Origin of the sequence: Streptacidiphilus sp. ASG 303, from assembly GCF_020991365.1 — a bacterium.
Taxonomy (GTDB): domain Bacteria; phylum Actinomycetota; class Actinomycetes; order Streptomycetales; family Streptomycetaceae; genus Peterkaempfera.
Genome location: NZ_JAJLRA010000022.1, coordinates 1 through 21,602, shown reverse-complemented (window position 1 = coordinate 21,602; position 21,602 = coordinate 1). Strand labels below are relative to the sequence as shown.

Genomic DNA, 21,602 nt, shown 5'->3' with positions numbered 1-21,602 from the left:
GGACCCGGCCTCCGTGCTCTCCCCGCCCCTCCCCGCAGCCCCCGCGGACGACACCCGCGGACGGCGGCCCGGCGCGGCGGGCGCCTCAGCGCAGCAGCGCCGGCACGCCCTCGCTGTCGGGCAGGTCGTCCGGCCCCGACAGCACGGTGAGCCGCTGGGTGGCGCGGGTCAGCGCCACGTACAGCACCCGCAGCCCGGCCTCGGACTCCCCCGCGATGCCCGTCGGGTCGGCCACCACCGTCGCGTCGTACTCCAGGCCCTTGGCCTCCAGGCTGCCCAGCGCCACGGCGCGGTCGCCCAGACCCTCGATCCAGGCCGCCGCCTCGGCCCGCCGGTCCATCGGGACCACCACCGCGACCGTGCCGTCCACCTCGGCGAGCAGCCGCTCCACCTCGGCGCGGGCCGCGGCCGCGAACGCACCGTCCGCGCCGCCCGCCGCCGTGAAGCGCGGCGCCACGCCGGTCGAGCGGACGGCCTCCGGCGACGGCGTGCCCGGCGCGGCCAGCGCCAGCACCCGCGCGGCGACCTCCGCGATCTCGGCCGGGTTGCGGTAGTTGGTGGTGAGGGTGTGGCGGCGGCGCGGCTTGCCGCCCAGCACCTCGTCCATCGCCTCCCGGGCCTCCTCCGGGCTCGGCCAGGAGGACTGCGCAGGGTCGCCCACGATGGTCCAGGTCGCGTACCGGGCCCGGCGGCCGACCATCCGCCACTGCATGGGCGTGAGGTCCTGCGCCTCGTCGACGATGACGTGGGCGTACTCGGTGCGCTCCGCCGGCCCCTCGCGGCGGGACCGGGAGCGGGACATGCGGTCGGCCTGGGTGGTGACCTCGTCCAGGCCGGTGAGCTGGTCCAGGGGGTCGGCCTCGCGGACCCGCGGCCGGGCGGGCTCGCCGAGCAGCAGCCGCAGCTCGTCGGCGAGGGCGGCGTCGTGCGCGGAGAGCGCGCCGGTCCCGTCGTCGGCGAGGTGCCGCCAGGAGGCCGCGAGGACCCGGACCTCCTCCGGGGAGAGCAGGCGCCGGGCGAGCCGCCCCAGGGTGCGGGTGCTGCGCAGCACCGCGAGGACCCGCCGCGGGGTGAGGTCGGGCCACCAGGCGGCGAGGAAGTCCTGGAAGGAGTCCAGGTCGGCGACGTACTCGTCGAAGGACTCCCGCTCCTCCTGCCGGCGCTCCCGCTCGGCCCGGTCGGCGGGCTTCGGCCGGTGCCGGGTGGCCTCCGACCACAGGGCGTCCAGCAGCAGCCGGCGGGCGCGGGGGCGCAGCAGGTTGACCGGGGTGGTGCCGCCGAGGACGGTGCGGCGGACGTCCCGCAGCCGGGCGGCGTCCAGCCGCAGCACCTCGCCGAGCGCGACCACGCGCAGCTCGGACGGGGTCGCCGGGCCGTCGAGGGCGGCGCGGGCGGCGCGGCGCAGCAGCGGCACCATCCGGGAGGAGCCCTTGATGCGGGCGGCCTCCGGGGTGTCGTAGGTGGTGGCCTCGACCCCGTCCACCAGGCTGCCGACCGCCCGGATCGCGACCTGCCCCTCCTCGCCGAGCGACGGCAGGACGCCCTCGGTGTAGGAGACCAGCAGCGGGGTGGGGCTGACGACGAGGATGCCGCCCGCGTAGCGGCGGCGGTCCTGGTAGAGGAGGTACGCGGCGCGGTGCAGGGCGACGGCGGTCTTGCCGGTGCCCGGGCCGCCGGTGACCAGGGTGGCGCCCGCGGCGGGGGCGCGGATGACCTCGTCCTGCTCGCGCTGGATGGAGGAGACGATGTCCCGCATGGTGTGCGAGCGGGCCCGGCCCAGCGCCGCCATGAGCGCGCCGTCGCCGACGACGGCGAGGTCGGTGGGCAGGTCGGGGCGGAGCAGGTCGTCCTCGACCCCGATGACGCGGCGGCCCTTGGAGCGGATGACGCGGCGGCGCACCACCCGGCCGGGCTCCCGGGGGGTGGCCCGGTAGAACGGCGCGGCGGCGGGGGCCCGCCAGTCGATCACCAGCGGGCCGTACTCGGCGTCGAGCACGCCGAGGCGGCCGATGTGCAGGGTCTCGGCGATGGCCGGGTCGTCGGGGTCCAGCGGGGTCTGGGAGGGGATGCCGTGCTCCTCGGGCCGGTCGGCCTGCTGGAGGTCGATCCGCCCGAAGAGGAAGTCCTCGAACTCGCTGTTGAGCCGGTGCAGGTGGGCGCCCGCGCGGTACACCTGGGCGTCGCGCTCGGCGAGGGCGCCGGGCGTGCCGACCTGGACCCGCTTCGCCGCGTCCTCCAGCAGGTACTCGGCCTCGGCGAGCTTCTCCTCCAGCCGGCGGTAGACCACGTCGAGGTGCCGCTGCTCCTCCGCGATCTCGCGGTCGCGGACGGTCTCGTGCGGGGCGGCCGGGGTCGCGGCCGCGGCCGGGTCCGTGCCGGCGGCCCCGGGTGCGGCCGTGCGGGCGGTCGTGTCGACGGTCGTGGTGGTGTGCCGGGCTGTGCCGTGCGCGCCCAAGGAGCCCCCTGTCGTACGCGTCCTGCGGACTGTGCTGTGCCGATGGTGGTGTGCGGCGGTGCCGCGCCGGGTGGTCAACGCGCGGCCGACCGCCCGGATTCCCCCCGTTCGTCCGCCGGGTGCGGAAGCAGCGGACGGAAGATCTTACGCCGCGCAGGGGCCCGACACCGCACCGGGCCCGGCCGCGGCCCGCCGGGGCGTGTGCGGCGGGCGGGTCCGTGCCGGGGGGACGGGCGGCGGGCGGACGGCGTGCGGCGGGCGGGAGCGGTCAGGCGGGCCCCAGGGCGCGCCGCCGGTGGCGGGCGACCCGCTCGCGGTTGCCGCAGGCCGCGCCGGAGCACCAGCGGCGGCGGTGGCCGCGGGAGGTGTCCACGTACACCAGGTCGCAGCCCTCGCCCTCGCACTGCCGCAGCCGCGCCACCGTCGCCGGGTCCGTGAGGAGGTCCGCCGCGTCGCGGGCGACCGCGGAGAGCAGCCCGCCGCAGCCGGCCGGCGCGGCGAGGCGCCGCACCGGCTCCCCGTGCGGCCCCAGCACGAGCCGGGGGACGGGCGTGGGGGGCAGGCACAGGACGTTGAGGCGCTCCACGTCGGCGGGGTCGGTGCGGCCGTCGAGGGCGGCGTGCACCATGCGGTGCAGCAGGGCGCGCAGGGCGGTGAACCGCTCCAGCCAGCGGTCGTCGACCGCGAGGGGCGGGTCGCCGCGCGGCACGAGCCCGGCGCCGACCAGCCACCGGGCGAGGCCCGCCGCGCTGCCCAGCAGGTCGGCGGGCCCGGGTCCCGGTCCGCGGCCGGCGGTGGTGAGCAGGTCGAGGCAGGTCCGGCCGGTGTCGAACCGCAGTCCGTACGACGACGCCGCCATGGCTCACCGCGTCCTTCCGCCCGCCGGTGGTCCCTCCCGTCCAGCGTGCCCGACGGAGGCGCGCCGGGCCAGCAGGCGGACGGAGGCGGGGGCCCGGGGACGGGCGCCGCGGCTCGCGGGGGGCTCACGGGGGCCTGCGACGGCTTCCGAGGGAGGAGCGGGGGGCGTACGGGCGGCGGCCAGGACCCGCCGTGCGCCGGGCGCGCACAGGTCGGGCGCGCCGGGCCCGGGTCAGGGGCGGTGTGCCGGGCGCGGACCGGTGACGGCGGGCGCGGACCCGGCGTACTTGCCTCCGCCCGGCCCGCACGCCTCCCCCGTCTCCCCCGGGTCGGCGACCGGGTCGACCGCCAGCCGGTAGCCGCGCTTGACCACCGTGGCCACGATCCCGGGCACGCCCAGGGCCGCCCGGAGCCGGGCGACGGCGGTCTCCACGGCGTGCTCGTCGCCGCCCGCGCCGGGCAGGGCGCGCAGCAGCTCGGCCCGGGGCACGACCCAGCCGGGCCGCCGGGCGAGGACGCGCAGCAGGGCCATGCCGGCGGGCGGGACGGGGCGCAGCACGCCGTCGACCAGGGCGGCCCGGCCGCGCAGCTCCAGGCGGTGCCCGGCGGCGGAGAGCCGGCGGGCGCGGGCGGGCAGCTCGGCGGCCAGGGTCTGCACCATGGCGCCGAGCCGCATCCGCCCCGGCCGCACGGCGGGCACGTCCAGGGCGTCCAGCGGGGCCGCGGTGACCGGTCCGACGCAGGCCGGGAGGACGTCGCGGCGCAGCGCGTGCAGCAGCCCGGCGGTGAGGCCCCGCTCCCGGGCCCGGTCGAGCAGGCCGAGGACGGCGGGCGCGCTCGTGAAGGTGACGGCGTCGAGGGCGCCGGCGCAGCAGGCGTCGAGCAGCCGGTCCAGCGGCGCCGGGTCGGCGGGCGGCTCCCAGCGGTACACGGGGACGTCGACCACCTCGGCGCCGGCCGCCCGCAGCGACGCGGCCAGGTCGGGGAGCGGGGCGCCGTGCAGCTGCACGGCGATGCGCCGGCCGTCGACGCCCTCCGCCAGCAGCCGCTCCAGCACCTCGACGGAGGACTCCGAGGAGGGCGACCACTCCTCGCGCAGGCCCGCGGCGCGGATGGCGCCGCGGGCCTTGGGGCCGCGGGCCAGCAGCTCGGCCCGGCCGAGCCGGTCCAGCAGGCCGTCGCCGAGGCCCCAGCCGTCGGCGGCCTCGATCCAGCCGCGGAAGCCGATGCCGGTGGTGGCGACCACCACGTCGGGCGGGTCGTCGACCAGGTCCCGGGTGGCGGCGAGCAGCCGGGCGTCGTCGGGGAGCGGGACGATCTGCAGCGCCGGCCCCCGCAGGACGGCGGCGCCCCGGCGCTGGAGGAGGGCGGCCAGCTCGTCGGCGCGCCGGGCGGCGGTGACCCCGACGGTGAACCCGGCGAGCGGCGGGACGGCCGGGCGCGCCTCGTCGGCGGGGGGCGGCGGTGGGCGACCGGGCATCGGGGCTTTCCCATCGGTACGGGTCCCTGGCGGTCGTACGCCTCAGGAACGGCGGTCTTCCGGCGGTGGGCCTGCGCGCATCGTGCCCCGCGTCGGTGTCGCGGGCGGGTCGCCGTGGTTTCACGGCTGTTTCACCGCTGCGCCCGGGCGGGGCCCGTACGGCGGGAGGGGTCCGCCGTACGGGCCGCGGGCGGGGACGCGCCCCGGCGGGCCGCGGCCCCGGGGTCCGTGGGCCGCGGGGTCCGTGGCCCGGTGCCCCGGGGCGGGGGCCCTCTCAGACCTCGGCGAGGGCGGGGCGCGCCGGGTCGGCCCCCTCCCCTGCGGCGGGCGCCGGGGAGGCGGCCGGCCTGCGGAGGTAGACCGCCCAGGTGAGGGCGGAGCAGACGGCGTAGGCGGCGAGGAAGGACGCGAACGCCGGGGAGCCGGTCCCCTCCGTGAGGAAGGACTGCCGGAAGGCGAGGTTGATGAGGAGGCCGCCGAGGGCGCCGACCGCGCCGATCACCCCGATCGCCGCCCCGGACAGGCGGCGGGCCCGGGCGGCGGCCTGCGCGGCGGTACCGCCGTCGGCGAGGGCGCGGGCGTCGGCCTCGGCCCGGAAGATGCCGGGGATCATCCGGTACGTCGAGCCGTTGCCGATCCCGGAGAAGACGAAGAGGCCGGTGAAGCCCGCCAGGAAGACCGGCAGCGACCTCACCGAGGAGGCGTACAGCACCGTGCCGGCCGCGGCGGCCATCGCCCCGAAGGTCCAGAAGGTGACCCGGGCGCCGCCCCGGCGGTCGGCCAGCCGGCCGCCGACCGGGCGGACCAGCGACCCGAGCAGCGGGCCGACGAAGGTGAGCTGGGCGGCCTCCAGCGGGGTGCGGCCGAACTGGTTCTGCAGCACCAGGCCGAAGGCGAAGCTGAAGCCGATGAAGGAGCCGAAGGTGCCGACGTAGAGCACCGACATGATCCAGGTGTGCCGCTCCCGGACCACCTCGCGGAGGGCGCCGGTGTCGGCCCTGACGGGGGCCAGGTCGTCCATGAAGAGCGCGGCGCAGACGGCGGCGACCACGATCAGCGGGATGTAGACCCCCAGCACGATGCGGGGGTGCCCGGCCCCTGCGGTCGCGATCACCGCGAGGGCGACCAGCTGGACGACCGGGACGCCGATGTTGCCGCCGCCCGCGTTCAGGCCGAGCGCCCAGCCCTTGCGGCGCAGCGGGAAGAAGGCGTTGATGTTGGTCATGGAGGAGGCGAAGTTGCCGCCGCCGAGGCCGGTGAGCGCGCCCACCAGCAGGAAGACGGTGTACGGGGTGCCGGGCTCCATCACCAGGGCGGCGGCGCCGGCCGGCAGGAGCAGCAGCAGCGCGGAGACGACCGTCCAGGTGCGGCCTCCGAAGCGGGCCACCGCGAAGGTGTACGGGATCCGCACGAAGGAGCCGACCAGGGTGGGCACCGCGACCAGGAAGAACTTGCCCGCCGGGTCGACGTGGTAGGCGGGCCCCATGAAGAGGACCATCACCGACCACAGGCTCCAGACGGAGAAGCCGATGTGCTCGGAGAGGATGGAGAAGGCCAGGTTGCGGTGGGCGGTGCGCCGCCCGGTGCGCTCCCAGAACGCCTCGTCCTCCGGGTCCCACTCCTGGATCCGGCGGCCGCCGCGGCGCGCCGCCGGCGTGCCCGCGGCGCCCGCGCCCGCCCCTGTGTCCGTACTCGTGCCCGTGCCCGTGGTCATGAGCGTCTCCCGTGTGCGTCCTGGGCGTCCTCCGACGCTCCGACGCTAGGAGCCCGCCGTTTCGGGCCCGTGGCGGCGTGTGAAGCCTGCGGAACCGTCCGTTCACCCGCCGCCCGCACCGCCTGTGAGCCGGGCGCGCGGGGAAAAGCGCGCGGCGGCCCCGGGACACGCGAAGGCCGCCGTCCGGAGCGGACGGCGGCCTTCGCGTACATGGGTGTGGTGGAGGTGCCGGGAATCGAACCCGGGTCCTGTGGAGTTGATTCAGGGCTTCTCCGAGCGCAGTCCGCTGTGCTTTTCTCAGCCCCGGCAGTCACACGGACAAGCTGCCGACGGGCTCAGTCACTGTTTGTTGTCCCGAACTACCCCGCGACCGGGAAGAACGGTGAGTTCCCTAGCTGATGCCAGGATCCGGGGCGGGAACAGACCCGGTCTGACACCTTCAGGCTCGCTGCTCAGGCAGCGAGGGCGAAGGAATCGCGCTTGGTGTTGGCGATTATTTGTTTGCGGCAGATGGTTAACGAGATCATTGCCGCGTTCCTCGGCTCGCTTCCCCTGTTTCGACATCCCCAGTCGAAACCGATCACCCCCATGTTGACTTCTCAAAGAGCTCCGGCGGACCCTCGCGGGACCTCCGGCGCACTGCCATCGTACGGGTCAACGCCGGAGGGGTCCAGCGCATTCCCCGCCGGCGGCGGGCCGCGCCCGGCGCTCCCCCGCAGGCCGGGGGCGCGGACGGCGGTGCGGCGCCGCCGTCAGCCGGTGCGCCGGTTGGCGCGGGCGACGGCGCGGGCGGCCTCGCGCTTGTCCTGCTTCTCGCGCAGCGCCTGCCGCTTGTCGTACAGCTTCTTGCCGACCGCGACCGCGACCTCCAGCTTGGCCCGGCCGTCCTTGAAGTAGAGTGACAGCGGGACCAGCGTGTGGCCGGTCTCCTTCGTCTTCGCCTCCAGCTTGCGGATCTCGTCGCGGTGCAGCAGCAGCTTGCGCTTGCGGCGCGCCGCGTGGTTGGTCCACGTCCCCTGGGTGTACTCGGGGATGAAGAGGTTGTCGACCCACGCCTCGTGGCCGCTGATGTAGGCGTACCCGTCGGTGAGGTTCGCCCTGCCCTCGCGGAGCGACTTCACCTCGGTGCCGGTGAGGACCATCCCGCACTCGTAGGTGTCGAGGATGGTGTACTCGTGCCGGGCGCGCTTGTTCTGCGCGACGAGCTTGTGTCCCTTTTCCTTTGCCATAGCGCGCACATTGTCGCATCCGGCGGGGCCGGACGGGAGTCCATTACCGCCGGGTCCGCCGCCACCGGGCCTGCGGCGGGGTCGGCCGCCACCGGGCCCGCTACCGGCGGCCCCCCGGGCCGCCGAGGCCGGAGAGGACGGCGAGCGCCAGCTCGTCGGCCCGGCCCGGCCCCTCGCCGGCGGGGACGGAGACGTCGGGCTCGATGCCGGTGCCGTCGGGGGAGCGGCCGCCGGGGGTGTACCAGCGGCCGACGGTGAGCTCCAGGACGGAGCCGTCGGCCAGCCGGCTGGGCTCCTGCACGGTGCCCTTTCCGAAGGTGCGGGACCCGACGACCACGGCGCGGCAGCGGTCCTGGAGGGCGCCGGTGAGGAGTTCGGCGGCGCTCATGGTGCCGCCGTCGACCAGCACGACCAGCGGGGTGCGGGTGTCGCCGCCGGACTCCGCGACGAGGTCGCGGTCGCTGCCGCGGACCCGGTAGGTGCCGACGGGGCCGCCGTCCAGGAAGGCGGAGGCGGCCCTGACCGCCTCGGCCACCAGGCCGCCGGAGTTGCCCCGCAGGTCGAGGAGGAGGCCCCCGCCGTCGCGGGCCGGCCGGGCCGCGGCGCGGCGGACGGCGGCGACGACCTCGTCGCCGACGCCGGAGGTGAAGGCGTGGACGGCGATGCGGGTGACGCCGGGCCCCGGGTGGTCGACCGCGACGTCGTGGGCGGCCAGTAACGTCCGGCGCAGGACGACCTCGCGGACGGGCGCGTCGCCGCGCCGCACGGCCAGGGTGACGGTGGAGCCCACCCGGCGTCCGGCGGGGGCGGCGAGGTCGGCGCTGCGGCCGGCCGGGTCCTGGCGGCTGGCCCGCCCCGCCGCGGCGTCCGCGCCGCCGTGGCGGCCCGCGCCGTCCGGGCCGTCGGCGGTGTCCGTGCCGGCGGTGCCCGTACCGGCAGGGCCCGCGTCGTCGGCGTCCGTGCCGGCGGTACCCGTCCCGTCGGCGGTGCCCGCCCCGTCGGCGGTGTCCGTGTCGTCGGCGTCCGTGCCGGCACCGGTGCTGCCGCGCAGCCGGGCGACGACCTCGGTCACCGGCATGGCGCCCGCTGGCTCGCCGTCGATGCGCAGCAGGCGGTCGCCGGGGCGGATGCCCGCGCGGTCGGCGGAGGTGCCCGGCCCGACGCGGGTGACGGCGACGCCGCCGTCCTGCTCGCGGTGCACCCACAGGCCGACGCCGACGTACTCGCCGTCCAGGCTCCGGGAGAAGTCCGCGTACTCCTCGGGGCTGTAGTAGGCGGCCCACCGGTCGCCGCTCTCCTCGACCAGGCGGCGCGCCTGCGCGGGCGGGACGGCCTGCCCGGCGAGTCCGCCGGCGAGCCCCACGGGGTCGGCGGGGCGCGCCGGGGCCCCCTGGCGGGGGGCGGGGATGCCGCCGGGGGCCTGCCCCCAGGCGCCGGTGGCGGCCCCGGTGGCGAGCACCGCGCCGAACACCAGCGACAGGGTGGCCCCCTGGCGCATCCGTCGAGACGTACCGGACATGGATCTGGAGTGTAGGCCAGGAAAAGGCCCGTATCGGGGCACTGCGTCACGGAAGGTGGGGAACGTCACCGTACGTGACCGGGCCCGGACCGCCGGCACGGGCGGCCCGGGCCCGGTGGGGCGCCTGGGGCGGGTGCGGGGGTGAACCCCCGGGGGTCAGACCTTCAGGTACTTCCGCAGGGTGAAGAACGCGGCGACCGCGGCCATCGCCATGCCGATCACCACCAGCAGCGGGATGACCCGCATGACCTCGGGCAGGCCGATGAAGTGGATGAACTGCACGCGCTGCTGCAGCCAGGAGTGCACGAAGACGTTGCCCAGGAGCAGCAGGCCGGAGGCCAGGCCCGCACCGAGCAGCGCGGCGAACGCCGCCTCCGCGATGAACGGCATCTGCACGTAGAAGTTGGAGGCGCCGACCAGGCGCATGATGCCCGTCTCCCGGCGCCGGCTGAAGGCGGACACCCGGACGGTGTTCACGATCAGCAGCAGCGCCACGCAGACCATCAGCGACATCACCCCGAAGGCCACCGTCTGCAGGCCGTTGAGCAGCCCGAAGAGGTTGTCGAGGATGCGGCGCTGGTCGGAGACGGACTGCACGCCGGCCTTGCCGGCGAAGGCGCTGGCGATGACGTCGTACTGCTCGGGGTTCTTCAGCTTGACCTGGTAGGACTCGGGCAGGCCCTCCGCGCCGACGACCTTGGCGAGGGGGTTGTCCGGGTTCATCTCCTTCCAGTGCTGGTAGGCGCCCTGCCGGTTCTCGAAGATGACCTTCTCGACGACCGGGAGCTTCTCCAGGTCGGCCTTGATCTGGGCCTTCTGCTGGTCGGTGGCGGCGCCGCCCGCGCAGGAGGCGTAGGTCTTGGCGTCCCCCTTGTTGCAGAGGTACACCGCGACCTGCACCTTGTCGTACCAGTACCCCTTCATGGAGTCGACCTGGTCGCGGACGAGGAGGCTCGCACCCGCGAGGGCGAGCGAGAGCGCCACACTCACCACGACCGCGATGGTCATCGTCAGGTTGCGTCGGAGTCCTACACCGATCTCCGAGACGACGAACTGGGCTCTCATGATGTCCTTTGCTGCTTGCGGTCAGTGCTGGTAGCCGTACACGCCGCGCGACTGGTCGCGGACCAGGTGGCCCTTGTCCAGCTCGATGACGCGCTTGCGCATCTGGTCGACGATGGCCTGGTCGTGGGTGGCCATGAGCACGGTGGTGCCGGTCCGGTTGATGCGGTCGAGCAGCTTCATGATGCCGACCGAGTTCTGCGGGTCGAGGTTGCCCGTGGGCTCGTCCGCGATCAGCAGCATGGGCCGGTTCACGAAGGCGCGGGCGATGGCCACGCGCTGCTGCTCGCCGCCGGAGAGCTCGCCCGGCATGCGGTCCTCCTTGCCGGCCAGGCCGACCAGGTCGAGGACCTCGGGCACCACCTTGCGGATGGCGCCCTTGGGCTTGCCGATGACCTCCAGGGCGAAGGCCACGTTCTGAGCCACCGTCTTGTTCGGCAGCAGGCGGAAGTCCTGGAACACGGTGCCGAGTTGACGCCGCATGTGGGGGACCTTCCAGTTGGAGAGCTTCCCCAGGTCCTTGCCGAGCACGTGGACGTCGCCCTGGCTCGGACGCTCCTCGCGGAGGATCAGCCGCAGGAAGGTGGACTTCCCGGAGCCGGACGACCCGACGAGGAAGACGAACTCGCCCTTCTCGATCTCCAGGGAGACGTTGTCCAGGGCCGGTCGGTTCTGCTTCGGGTAGGTCTTGGAGACGTTGTCGAATCTGATCACGGCTGCATCACGGTTCGCCAGTCTAGGAGGACAGGAGCGGCGTCCACCGCTCCCCCGGTGGTGGACCATACGCGAACGGCGCGGGTGAGTGCAGGCGCGGCCGAGGCAAAGGTGGGGGAGTTCACGGTCAAAAAGGGAGGAAAACCGCCTTTGCCCCGCAGGCCTGCGGGCCGTGCGGCGCACGCCCCCGGCGCCCGCCCCCGGAAGGTGCGGGGCAGGGGGGCTCCGGGCGCCGGAACCTGGCACAGTGGAGGGGGTGAACCGAAGGGTCCTCCCAGCCGTCTCCGGGGAAGACAGGGAACAGAACCGGCTGCCCGGCGCGTTGGCAGGATGAGGAGGAGATCGCATGACATGCGACCGTCTGGTGTGCGCCAACTGCGCGGGACCGGTGAGCGAGGGGCGGTGCCCGGTGTGCCGGGCCAACCGCGCACGGCTGCAGCAGCAGCAGAACCCGTTCGCGGCCGTCTCCCCCGCGACCCTGGTCGCCCTGCTGGCGGCGATGATCGCCGTCCTGGTCGTGGCGCGGCACGCCTTCGCCTGAGCCCGCCCGACCCCCGCCGACGCCCGCCGGGCGTCCCCCTCCCGTGCACGCCGAAGGCCCCGGGGCATCCGCCCCGGGGCCTTCGCCACGTCCACCGCCCGCACCGGCCCACCGCCCTCGACCGGGCGGGAGGCCTCGGTCAGGCGGAGACCTCCTGCTGCTTGCGCCAGCGGATGCCCGCCTCGATGAAGCCGTCGATGTCGCCGTCCAGCACGCTCTGCGGGTTGCCGACCTCGAACTCGGTGCGCAGGTCCTTGACCATCTGGTACGGGTGCAGCACGTAGGACCGCATCTGGTTGCCCCAGGAGCTGCCCTCGCCCTTGAGGGCGTCCATCCTGGCCTGCTCCTCCTGGCGGCGCCGCTCCAGCAGCTTGGCCTGGAGGACGTTCATGGCGCTCGCCTTGTTCTGGATCTGGGAGCGCTCGTTCTGGCAGGAGACCACGATGCCGGTCGGGATGTGGGTGATCCGCACCGCCGAGTCGGTGGTGTTGACGCCCTGGCCGCCGGGGCCGGAGGCGCGGTACACGTCGACCCGCAGCTCGGACTCGTCGATGTCCACGTGGTCGCTCTGCTCGACCACCGGCAGCACCTCGACGCCCGCGAAGGACGTCTGGCGCCGGCCCTGGTTGTCGAAGGGCGAGATGCGGACCAGGCGGTGGGTGCCCTGCTCGACGGAGAGGGTGCCGTAGGCGTACGGCGACTTGACGGCGAAGGTCGCCGACTTGATGCCGGCCTCCTCCGCGTAGGAGGTGTCGTAGACCTCGGTCGGGTAGCCGTGGCGCTCGGCCCAGCGCAGGTACATGCGCATCAGCTGCTCGGCGAAGTCCGCCGCGTCGACGCCGCCGGCCTCGGCGCGGATGTTGACCAGGGCCTCGCGGGCGTCGTACTCGCCGGACAGGAGGGTCCGGACCTCCAGCTCCTCCACCGCCTTGCGGACGGCGGCGAGCTCGTTCTCGGCCTCGGTGCGGGTGTCGGCGTCGTCCTCGGCCTCGGCGAGCTCGAAGAGCACCGAGACGTCGTCGATCCTCCGGCGCAGCGTCTCCACCCTGCGCAGTTCGCCCTGCAGGAAGGAGAGCCTGCTGGTGACCTTCTGCGCGTTCGCCAGGTCGTCCCAGAGGTCCGGCGCGGCGGCCTCCTCCTCGAGGCGCGCGATGTCGGCCCGGATCTTGTCCAGGTCGAGGACGGCCTCGATCGACCCCATGGTCGACTCGAGGGACTTGAGCTCTTCGGAAGGATCGACTGCTGCCACGCCCCCAGCGTAATGGCTCCGCGGCCGAACCGGCCGCCGACCACCCCGGCCGGGTCCGCGGGGGCGGCCCGGCAGGGGCGGGGCGCGCCGGGGCGCCGCGGTGGTCAGACCGTGCGGACGTACCGCAGGGTGCCCTTCCCGGTGCGGGCGAACAGGCCGATCCGCCCGCCCTCCGCGACGGGGCCGGGGGCGTACCGCCCGGCCGCGCCGGGGCCCGGGACGGCGCCGGTGCGCCAGGCCCGCCCGCCGGAGTGCGAGGCCGCGACGGCGAGGCCGCCCGACGTGCCGCGGCCGAAGACGTACAGGCCGCCGTCGTCGGCGACGGCCGGTTCGGCGCGCTCCCCGCCGCCGAGGCCCGGCACGGGCTCGGCGGGGTGCCAGGCGCCGCGCAGCGCGGTGACCCGGAGCACGGCCGAGTCGGCGGCCCGCACGACGAAGGCGTCCAGCCGCCCGGCGCGGCCGGCGGCCAGCCCGGGGGTCCCGGTGATCCGCCCGGCGGTCGGCACGGTGGCCCAGGCGCTCCAGGTGCGGTGCACGTAGGAGGCGGTGGCCAGGTCGGAGCCGATCCTGGCGACCAGGTCGATCCGGTCGTCGGAGTCGTCGGCGGCGGCCGCGGGGGGCGAGTCGAGCCGGGTGCGGCCGTCGAACTGGATCCACGGGGACCAGCCGCCGCCCGCGTAGGTGCGCTGGTAGAGCAGCCGGTCCGTGCCCAGGGCGAAGAGCACGATCCGGCCGTCGGACATGGCCACCGGCGCGGGGTCGCCGGTGACGTGGATGCCGGTGAGGAGCCGCCAGCCGCCGAAGCTGCTGCCGCCCCGGGTGATGTACCGGACGCCGCCGTCGCGGTCGGTGGCGAAGGCGAAGGTGAAGCCGTCGACCCGCACCGCCCGCACGCCCCCGGTCAGCGGGGCCGGCGGGGCCGGGACGGTCTGCCAGGACGCCCACCGGGGCAGGTCCGCGGTCTCGTCCCCGGAGCCGGCGTCGGAGGCGCCGGCAGCCGCGGGCGCGGTGGGCAGGCCGGGACCGCGGCGGCCCTGGCCGGAGTCGTTGTTCGGGGCGGCGGCGCCGGTGGCCGTGGCCCCGGTACCGGGCCGTCCCGCTCCGTTCCCGTCGTCGCCGCCGCCGGAGAGGGCCGCGTAGGCGCCGACCGCCCCGGCCGCCACCAGGACGGCGACCACCGCGGCCAGCAGCCGGCGGCGGCGCATCACGACGGAGCCGGGTCCGGCGGGGTGGCCGCGGTGGCTGCGGGCCCGGCCGGGAGCCGCGCCCGCCGCGCCGCGGCGCTCGCGCTCGGCCCGCGAGGCGGCGGCGAAGGAGGCCAGCTCGTCGGCGCTGGGGCGGCGCAGCGAGGTGTGGGTGTCGCGGGTGGAGTCGGGCTGCGGGCCGGGGACCAGGGGGACGGCGGCGCCGCGCCGCCGGGGCCGGGCGGCGGGCGGCTCGGCCTCGGGCGCGGCCTCCTCGGCCGGGGCGGCGTCCGCGGGGTCGCCGCCGGGCGAGGCGACGGCCAGCGGGGGCAGTCCGGCGAGGGAGGGCAGCTGCTCGCGGAGCCGGTCGGCCATCTCGGTGGCCCGCAGCCGGGAGGCCGGGGCCTTGGACAGGCACTCGGCGATGATCCGCCACAGGCCGTCCGGCAGGCCGGGCAGCGGCGGGACGGTCTCGGTGACGTGGCGGCGCAGCACCGCGCCGGTGTGGCCGCCGCCGAAGGGGGTGAAGCCGGCCAGCAGCTCGTACAGGACGGTGGCCAGGGCGTAGATGTCGACGGCGGCGCGCGGCTCCAGGCCCTCGATGATCTCGGGGGCGAGGTAGTCGGGGGTGCCGATGATCCGGGTGGCCCGGGTGCGGCGGGGGGCGTCGACGAGCCGGGCGATGCCGAAGTCGGTGAGCTTGGCGCGGGGGGCGCCGCCGGGGCCGGGCGAGGAGGCGAGGTCGAGGAGGACGTTCTCCGGCTTGACGTCGCGGTGGACGATCCCGGCGGCGTGGGCGACCGCGAGGGCGTCGGCGACGTCGGCGGCGATCGCGACGGCGGCCTGCGGGGCGAGGACCCCGTCGCGCTCCAGCCGGGAGCGCAGGTCGGTGCCGTGGACGAGCTCCATGACCAGGGCGAGGTCGCTGCCGTCCACGACGAGGTCGCGGATGCCGACGACCCGGGGGTGGTCGAGGCTGGTGAGCGCGGTCCGCTCCTGGACGAAGCGGCCGACGAGGACCTGGTCGGAGGCCAGGTCCTCGCGCAGCAGCTTGACGGCGACGGGCCCGTCCGGGCCCTCGCCGAGCCACACGGTGCCTGCGGATCCCCGGCCGATCACCTGGTGGACGGTGTACCGGCTGCCGATCTTGCGTGCCAATGCTGCTCCGTGAGCCGAGGGTTCGGTGCGTCAGCGACCAAAGTACGCGGAGAACCGCCGCCCGGGTCGCGCCGCGGCGCGGTTGACCGGGCGTAAGTCGACAAAGCGTCAATATCGACGCCCGCGGTCACTTCCCGGAGGACGCCCCGGAGGACGCCCCGGTGAGGCTGTCCCAGTGGTCGCTGATCCAGGTGGTCGTGTCGTGGACGTACAGCCGCCCGGTCTGCCACCACTCGGGCAGCGGGGTGAAGTTCCAGAGCGCGGCCGCCGCGATGGCCAGGATGAGCAGCACCATCAGGCAGCCCTTGAGGCAGCCGAGGCCCGGGATGTACATCCGGTTGCGGCTGCGCGGCCGGGGCTCGCGGCGCGGGGCGGGCTCGCGCGGAGGCGCGGGCTCGGGCCGGCGCGCCGGGGCCGGCTCGGCACGGCGCGCGGGGGGCTGCCGGCGCTCCGGCGCGGGGGCGGCCTCGCGGGGCTGCCGGTACGGCGGGGGCGCCGCCTGCGGCTGCTGCCGGTACTGCGGCGCGCCGCCGCGGCGGGGGTCCCCCTGCGGGGCGGCCCCGCCCCGGGGAGGGCCCTGGGGGGCGCGCCGGGGGCCGCCGTCCTGCCGCGGACCGCCCTGGTACGGGGGCGGGGCGACCTGGGGCTGCCGCAGCTGCTGCATCTCCTCGGGCTCGAAGGACCCGATCTCGGTCTGCTGGTTGCGGTCGCGGGCTGCGCGCAGCTGGGTCTGCCAGGGGTGCGGCCGGTCCTGACCCGGACCGCCCGGTCCCTGGGGGCCGTCCGGGCCGCCGTCCGGGCCGACCGGCGGCATGACCCGGGTGCGGTCGCCCTGGCCGCCGCCCTGCCCCTGCCCGTACCCCTGGCCCGGCCCGTACCCCTGGCCCTGGCCGTACCCCTGGCCCTGGCCCGGCCCGGCCGTGGGCATGGCGCGGGTGCGGTCCTCGGAGCCGTGGGCCGCCGCGGCGCCCGCCGCGCCGGTCGCGCCCATCAGGCGCGTGGCCGCCGCCGGGTCGTACTGCACGCCGTCGCCCACGGTCGGGTCCTCGGCGCCCGGCACGCCGGGGCGGCCGAGCACCCGGGTCGGGTCGGCGTCGGGGCCGCCCCCGGCCGGCGGGCCGCCGAAGGGCGCGCCGGTCGCGGGCACCGGCGCCGGGTCGGGATCCGGCAGCAGCAGTGCGCCGACCGCCAGGGCCTCGTCGATCCGCGCCGGGGAGGAGTGGACGCCGACACCGGCCGCCACCACCCGCAGCGCCCGGGCCAGGGAGGTGGCGCCGGGCCGCTGCCGCGGGTCCTTGCGCAGGCAGCGCTCGACCACCGTCCACAGCGGCTCGGGCATGCTGCGCGGCCGCTCCGGGTCCCGGGAGAGGTGGGCGTGGAGGATCTGCAGCGGGCCGTCGCCCTGGAAGGGCGGGCGGCCGGTGACCAGCTCGTACAGCATGATGCCGGCGCCGTAGACGTCGACCGCGGAGGTCTGCGGACGGCCCTCGGCGGACTCCGGCGCCACGTAGGCGGGGGTGCCGACGAACTCCTGGGCGCGGGTGATGCCCGGGGAGTCGGCGAGCCGGGCGATGCCGAAGTCGGTGAGCATCGGGTGCATCCGCTCGCCGCCGCGCGGGTCGGCGGCGGTGGCCAGCAGCACGTTGGCGGGCTTGAGGTCGCGGTGGACGACCCCGTCGGCGTGGCTGGCGGCGAGGGCGTCGGCGACCTGGGCCATGAGCAGGGCGCCCGCGACCGGGCTGAACGGCCCGTGGGAGCGCAGGTACCGGTGCAGGTCGGGGCCGTCGACCAGGTCCATCACCAGGGCGAGCAGGTCGCCCTCGACGACCAGGTCGCGGACCCGGACGATGTTGGGGTGGGTCAGCCGCAGCAGGACGGAGCGCTCCCGCAGGAAGCGCATCACCACGTCCGGGTCGCTGGCCAGCTCCTCGCGGAGCACCTTGACGGCCACCCGCTGGCCCGGGACGGTGCCGGGCACGGCCGCGTCGTCGCGGACCAGGCCGCGCCAGACGGTGCCGGTGGCGCCCCGTCCGAGCGCCTCCTCTAGCAGGTACTTGCTGCCTACCGGACGCACTGGTGCGCTCCTCGCCGTGCCGACTCCGCGGGGCCGGCGCACTCGGCGAGTGCGGAGGCGGCCCGTGTTCCCGGCAACTCTAACCGTGTCCGACGCCGCGGGAAGGCCGGGACCGGGCCGTTCTCCCCGGCGCCCCGGGAAGGCCGCCGGGCCGGTCCGGTCGCGCGCCCGCCCGGGTACCAGGACGCACGGGGGCGCGTTCCGGTTGACGTGCGCCGGGGGAAAGTCCGGCCGTCCCCCCGGGGCGCACCCCGGCGCCACCGCCCCGGGGCGCCGGTCCTCGAACAGGAGGCCCCCCGGACCGCCGGCGTCTCGAACAGCACGTGAAGCACCGCGTGAGAATGGTCGCAAGATCATCAAATCCGGTACCGGCCGCGTACTGTCCGTGGCGGGTGGGAGGATGCTGCCACCACCCGTGCGGGAGCAGCCCGTTGGAGGCGCCGCTCCGCACCGCCGCACCGCGGCGGGCGGCGGCCCGGCCCACGGACCCCGCCCGGGCGGTCATGAGGGCCTGCGCCGTGCCGACGGGGCAGCGCCGCACGACCAGAAGGGACCGCGGACGACATGCAGATCCGGCTGACCGTCCTCCGGCCGCGCGGCGGGCCGTCCACGGACGGGCCCGCGGCCGATGTGCTCGTCACCGCGCCGGCGGGCACCACCCTCGGCGCGGTCGCCGGGGCGCTGGCGGGCGCGGTCGGGGTGCGCGGCGGCCGCACCGCCACCCACGTGCACCTGTACGCGGGCCCGCAGCGGCTCGACGAGCGCACCCCGCTGGGCAGCCCCCCGCTGGTCGACGGCGCCGTCCTCTCCGTCGACGGGCCCGCCGCCGGCCACGGCGCGGAGGGCGGCCCGGCCGCCGCCGAGCTGCGGGTCGCCGGGGGCCCCGACGCCGGCGGGGTGCACCTGCTGCACCCCGGCCGGGTCCGGGTGGGCCGCTCCGGCGAGGCCGACGTGCCCCTGGACGACCCCGACGTCTCCCGCCTCCACCTGGAGCTGCACGTCTCCCCCGACGGCTGGGTCACCGCCGCGGACCCCGGCTCCACCAACGGCACCACCCTGGACGGCGCGCCCGTGGGCGCCGAGCCGGTGCCCGTGCCCGTCGGCGGCCTGCTGCGGGTCGGCGAGTCCTCCCTGGTCCTGGCGGCGCGCACACCGCTCGCGGAGGCCCTGCGCCCGGCCACCCCCGACGGCCAGGGGCACCTGCAGCTCGCCCCACCGCCGCCGCACCGGCCCCCGGCCGCACCGGGCGCCCCGCCGCAGGCCCCCGCCGCCGCACCGGATCCGGACCCCGAGCCGGCCCGCGGCCGCGGCCTGCGGCGGATCGGCGACACCCTGCGCCGCGGCGGCCGCGGCGCGGCGGAGGAGGCCCGCACCGCCGGCCGGGCCGCCGCCCAGGAGCGGGCGCGGGCCCGCACCCGCGAGGCGGCCGCCCTGCGGGCCCGGCAGCCCGACCCCGCCGCGCTGCTGCTCGCCGCCCTGGACCGCGGCCCGCTGCTGTGGGAGCGCGGGCCGGCCCACCCCGGCTTCCTCGCGCTGCGGCTCGGCACCGCCGACCGCCCCGCCGACCACGGCGGGGTGCTCCCCGCCGTGCCCGTCACCGTGGACCTGCGGGCGGCCGGCAGCCTGGGCCTGGCCGGCCCGCGGCCCCGGCTCGCCGGGCTGGCGCGCGCCGCCGTCGCCCGCCTGGCCGCCCTCCACTCCCCCTCGGCTCTGGAGATCGTCCTGGTCAGCGCCGATCCGGGGCGCCCGGCGGAGGCCCGCACCGAGGAGTGGTCCTGGGCGTTCTGGCTGCCGCACCTGCGGCCGTCGCAGGGCCAGGAGTGCCGGCTGCTGGTGGGGCTGGACGCCGCCCAGGCCGCCGCCCGCCTCGCCGAGCTGGCGTCCCGCCTCGACGGGCCCGTACGGCACGGCGGCCCCGCCGCGGTGCTGGTGCTGGACGGCGACCCCGGCTCGGACGCGGCCCGGCGGGACGCCGCCCTGCTGGCCGCCCGGGGCGCGGCCGCCGGGGTGCACGTGCTCGCCCTGGCCGAGGAGGCCGGGGGGCTGCCGCCGGGCCTGGGCGCGACCGCCGTCGTGAGCGGCGAGGTCGGCACCCTGCTGCGGGTGGAGCGGCCGGTGCGGGGAGCGGCCGGGCCGCGGCGCGAGACCGTCGACGGGGTGGCGCTGGACGCCGTCTCCGCCGCCTGGGCCGAGCGGCTGGCCCGGGCGCTGGCCCCGCTGCGGGAGTCCGCACCCGCCGCGCGCGGCCCGCTGCCCGCCGCGCTGCGGCTGCTGGACCTGCTCGACCTGGACATGGTCACCCCCGCCAAGATCTCCGGACGCTGGGCCGAGCCGCCTGCGACCGCCGGCCCGGCCCCCGCCGTCCTGGGCACCGCCCGCGACGGCCGGTGCGCCGTGGACCTCGCCGACCGCGAACTGCTCGGCCCCGGGCTCTCCGGCGGCCCCCACCTGCTGGTCGGCGGCGCCCCCGGCTCGGGCAAGACGGAGCTGCTGCGCACCCTGGTCGCGTCGCTGGCCGTGGCCGAGCGGCCCGACCGGCTGTCGGTCGTGGTCGTCGAGGGCCGGGAGCCCGCCGACCCGGCGCTGGGGCTGTACGCCTGCACCGACCTGCCGCACGTCTCCACCTACCTGGGCGCCGACGTCGACCCGGTCCGCACGGCCGAGGCGGCCGAGGCGCTGCTGGCGGAGCTGGACCGGCGCGAGGAGCTGCTCCGGGGGAGGGACTTCGGCGCCTGGTACGCGGACGGGATGCTGCGGGCCGCCGGGGCGGGCCGCCCGGCCGGCGGTGTGCGGCTGGTGCCGCAGCGGACCGCCCCGGACGGCCGCGACCCCGGCACGGGACCGGGCACGGGCACGGGCGCGGGCGCGGGGCTCGGCCGCGAGCGGGACCGGGCCGCCGTCCGGACGGCGGCCGGGCCGGTGCGGGCGGTGGCCGCGTCCGCGGGCGCCCCGAACGGCGCCGGCGCACCCGCCGCCCTGGCCCAGGCCCCGACCGGCCGCCTGCTGGTGGTGGTGGACGACGTCGACGCCCTGGTCGGCGGGGAGGGGGCCGGACGGGCAACCGCCGACCCGTCCGCGCGGGCACGCGCGGCACTGGGCCGGGCGCTGGCCGCCGTCGCGGTGCGCGGCGGGCGGCTCGGCGTGCACCTGGCGGTCTCCACCGGCCGCCCGGAGCGGACCGCGGGCACGGAGGTGGACGAGGCGGCCCTGCTGCGGATCGCGCTGCGCACCGACGACCCGGACCTCTCCCGGCTGCTGGTGCACGTGGAGGACGCGGCGGCGCTCGGGGAGGACACCCCCGGCCGCGGCTACCTGCGCCTGCCCGACGGCAGGGTGACGGCGTTCCAGGGGGCCCGGGTGAGCGGGCGCATCCCGCGCACGGCCACGCTGCGGCCGACCGTGGTGGCGCTGGACTGGTCCCAGGCGGGGGCGCCGCCCGGCCGGCGGCCGGTCCGCGAGCTGGGCAACGGTCCGACGGACCTGGCCCTGCTGGCGAGCGCCCTCCAGCGCGCGGCGGACTCCCTCGGCGCCGCGGCGGCACCGCCGCTGGTCTGACCTCCGCGGCCCGCAGCCACGGCCGTCCGCCCCCGCCGGCGCCCCCCTGCCGGGCGCCGGCGAGGGCAGACGTCCCGTCAGCCCGCCTTCCGGGCGGCGCGGGTGGACGGCACGGGCGGGCGGCGCGGGCCGGTGGAGCGGGCGGCGGAGCGGGCGGGCCGCCGCAGGGGCATGATCCCGCCGCGGCGGGGTAGGTCGGGTGCGCACGGCCCCTGGGGCCGGGCGTCACGTTCGGGTCACGGAGGGCGCGAGCCCCCGTGCGCGCCCTTGCGACGGCCCCGGCCCCGGCGTAGGACCGTGCGGGGACGCGACGGTCCGCGCCGCTCCCGCGCGTCAGTGCCGACGCCACTCCCGTCGGCCGCGCGCTGCCGCGGTACGGGCCACGGGAGGAGCCTGTCATGAACCGAACGATTCGTCCGCACGCCGGCCGCGCCAGAGGCCGTACCGGGGGCCGCACCCGAACCGTGCTGGCGGTCACGGCCGCCACGGCCCTGGCGCTCACGGCGGCCGGCTGCAGCAGCGGCGGCGGCGGGGGAGGCACCGGGGGGAGCGGCGCCCCCAGTGCCGCCGGGACGGCGCCGTCGTCCTCGCTCGGCCTCCCCGACCTGCACGGGAAGAGCCTCTCCGTGGCCGCGATCTGGACCGGTCCGGAGCAGGCGACGTTCAAGAAGGTGCTGGACGATTTCGCGAAGCGCACCGGCGCGACGGCGACCTACGTGCCCACCGGCGACAACGTCTCGGCGTTCCTGGGCAGCAAGGTGCAGGGCGGCGCCGCGCCGGACGTGGCGTTCCTGCCCCAGGTCGGGGTGC

General features: G+C 77.4%; 12 protein-coding genes, 1 other RNA gene and 2 pseudogenes. 3 read left to right on the top strand and 12 right to left on the bottom strand.

Going from position 1 to position 21,602, the window contains the following annotated elements:
• Positions 1-85: 85 nt before the first annotated feature.
• The 9 genes from LO771_RS22565 to ftsE form a co-directional block, all read right to left on the bottom strand.
• Positions 86-2,455: a UvrD-helicase domain-containing protein gene (locus tag LO771_RS22565; protein ID WP_255744720.1), complete on the bottom strand. Its 2,370-nt coding sequence runs from the start codon at positions 2,453-2,455 to the stop codon at positions 86-88.
• Between the two features lie 268 nt (positions 2,456-2,723).
• Positions 2,724-3,314 carry an ABATE domain-containing protein gene (locus tag LO771_RS22560; protein WP_230745584.1) on the bottom strand — a complete coding sequence of 197 codons (591 nt, stop codon included), beginning with the start codon at positions 3,312-3,314 and terminating at the stop codon, positions 2,724-2,726.
• Positions 3,315-3,545: 231 nt separating this feature from the next.
• Positions 3,546-4,793: a uroporphyrinogen-III synthase gene (locus LO771_RS22555; RefSeq protein WP_230745582.1), complete on the bottom strand. Its 1,248-nt coding sequence runs from the start codon at positions 4,791-4,793 to the stop codon at positions 3,546-3,548.
• Between the two features lie 274 nt (positions 4,794-5,067).
• Positions 5,068-6,507, bottom strand: a complete 1,440-nt coding sequence (locus tag LO771_RS22550; RefSeq protein ID WP_230745580.1) for a NarK/NasA family nitrate transporter — start codon at positions 6,505-6,507, stop codon at positions 5,068-5,070.
• A gap of 217 nt (positions 6,508-6,724) precedes the next feature.
• Positions 6,725-7,095: a transfer-messenger RNA gene (gene ssrA / locus LO771_RS22545) on the bottom strand.
• Positions 7,096-7,259: 164 nt separating this feature from the next.
• A complete protein-coding gene (gene smpB / locus LO771_RS22540; protein ID WP_230745578.1) occupies positions 7,260-7,736 on the bottom strand; it encodes an SsrA-binding protein SmpB in 477 nt (158 codons plus the stop codon).
• A gap of 100 nt (positions 7,737-7,836) precedes the next feature.
• Positions 7,837-9,255, bottom strand: a complete 1,419-nt coding sequence (locus LO771_RS22535) for a S41 family peptidase (RefSeq protein WP_230745575.1) — start codon at positions 9,253-9,255, stop codon at positions 7,837-7,839.
• A gap of 156 nt (positions 9,256-9,411) precedes the next feature.
• Entirely contained in the window at positions 9,412-10,320 is a 909-nt protein-coding gene (gene ftsX, locus LO771_RS22530) for a permease-like cell division protein FtsX (RefSeq protein WP_230745573.1), read from the bottom strand.
• A gap of 21 nt (positions 10,321-10,341) precedes the next feature.
• Positions 10,342-11,031 (bottom strand): cell division ATP-binding protein FtsE, encoded by a 690-nt coding sequence (ftsE, locus tag LO771_RS22525; protein WP_230745571.1) that lies wholly within the window; start codon positions 11,029-11,031, stop codon positions 10,342-10,344.
• A gap of 346 nt (positions 11,032-11,377) precedes the next feature.
• On the opposite strand from ftsE, the gene LO771_RS22520 reads away from it, so the two are divergent.
• Complete coding sequence (locus tag LO771_RS22520; protein ID WP_230745569.1) at positions 11,378-11,572, top strand: hypothetical protein; 195 nt, start codon at positions 11,378-11,380, stop codon at positions 11,570-11,572.
• A 139-nt stretch (positions 11,573-11,711) separates the two neighbouring features.
• On the opposite strand, the gene prfB is transcribed toward LO771_RS22520, so the two are convergent.
• The 3 genes and pseudogenes from prfB to LO771_RS22505 all read right to left on the bottom strand — a co-directional run bounded on the left by prfB (position 11,712) and on the right by LO771_RS22505 (position 17,237).
• Positions 11,712-12,821: a peptide chain release factor 2 gene (gene prfB, locus LO771_RS22515; protein WP_230745567.1), complete on the bottom strand. Its 1,110-nt coding sequence runs from the start codon at positions 12,819-12,821 to the stop codon at positions 11,712-11,714.
• Between the two features lie 1,076 nt (positions 12,822-13,897).
• Positions 13,898-15,163 (bottom strand): annotated as a pseudogene (locus tag LO771_RS22510) (serine/threonine-protein kinase); the annotation flags it as partial.
• Between the two features lie 127 nt (positions 15,164-15,290).
• Positions 15,291-17,237: a serine/threonine-protein kinase gene (locus tag LO771_RS22505; protein ID WP_230745565.1), complete on the bottom strand. Its 1,947-nt coding sequence runs from the start codon at positions 17,235-17,237 to the stop codon at positions 15,291-15,293.
• 564 nt (positions 17,238-17,801) lie between these two features.
• Between LO771_RS22505 and LO771_RS22500 the strand changes: the two genes are divergently transcribed.
• A complete protein-coding gene (locus LO771_RS22500; protein ID WP_230745564.1) occupies positions 17,802-20,792 on the top strand; it encodes an FtsK/SpoIIIE domain-containing protein in 2,991 nt (996 codons plus the stop codon).
• Positions 20,793-21,190: 398 nt separating this feature from the next.
• Positions 21,191-21,602 (top strand): annotated as a pseudogene (locus LO771_RS22495) (carbohydrate ABC transporter substrate-binding protein); the annotation flags it as partial.